The organism is Aurantimonas sp. C2-5-R2, from assembly GCF_036549495.1.
Classification (GTDB): domain Bacteria; phylum Pseudomonadota; class Alphaproteobacteria; order Rhizobiales; family Rhizobiaceae; genus Aurantimonas; species Aurantimonas coralicida_A.
In genome coordinates, this window is record NZ_JAZHLJ010000254.1 from 1 (window position 1) to 940 (window position 940).

Genomic DNA, 940 nt, shown 5'->3' on the forward strand with positions numbered 1-940 from the left:
ATGGGCCGGAGCAGGACCGCATTACCTTCACCTCCGCGATCCTGCCGAAATGGGCGCGGCGAACGAAGAGCCTCGATGCACTGCTGCCGGTTCTCTACCTGCGCGGCATCTCGACCGGCGATTTCCAGGAGGCCCTTGCTGCGCTGCTGGGAAGGGACGCCCCGAACCTGTCGCCGTCGGTGATCGGACGCCTGCGCATTACCGACATGCTCGACCAGGTCGACCACTGGACAGGGTTCACCAGCCACTTCGGCCATGTCACGACAGGTCTGCCTCCCGCCGACACCCGGGCCTTCATGGCGACGCTCATTGCCGAGGCGACCAATCTCGGCCTGTCCCGCATGGCCGAAGTCTGCGGCGCCGGCTCGCGCCGGGCCCTGTTGCGGATGCAGACGTGGCACATGCGCGAGGAGACGTTCCGGGCGGCTCTCGCCTCCCTCACCGACGCNCTCGGCCTGTCCCGCATGGCCGAAGTCTGCGGCGCCGGCTCGCGCCGGGCCCTGTTGCGGATGCAGACGTGGCACATGCGCGAGGAGACGTTCCGGGCGGCTCTCGCCTCCCTCACCGACGCGATCCACGCCGAGCCGCTGTCGGCCTGGTTCGGCGACGGGTGGCGGGTATCGGCGGACGGGCAGGCCTTCTATCTCGGCGGCCCCGGCGAGGCCGGCGGCGCCGTCAACGCCCACTACGGGCGTGATGCGATCGTCAAGATCTACACCACGATCACCGGGCGCCAGGCGCCCCTCCACGACAAGGTGATCTCCGGCACCGCCGGCGAGGCCATCCATTCGATGGACGGAATCCTCGGCCACGAAAGCAGCGTTGATATCGCCGCACTCCATGTCGACGGCGGTGGCGTGTCGGATATCGTCTTTGCCGTGATGCATCTGTTGGGACTGTCGTTCGAGCCGCGGATTCCACGTCTGTCGGATCGCAAGCT

At 67.9% G+C, this 940-nt stretch carries 2 pseudogenes; both read left to right on the forward strand.

From position 1 onward, the window contains the following. Window positions 1-236: pseudogene (locus VQ044_RS25985) on the forward strand (transposase); the annotation flags it as partial. Window positions 237-263: 27 nt separating this feature from the next. Further along, window positions 264-940, forward strand: a pseudogene (locus VQ044_RS25365) (Tn3 family transposase); the annotation flags it as partial.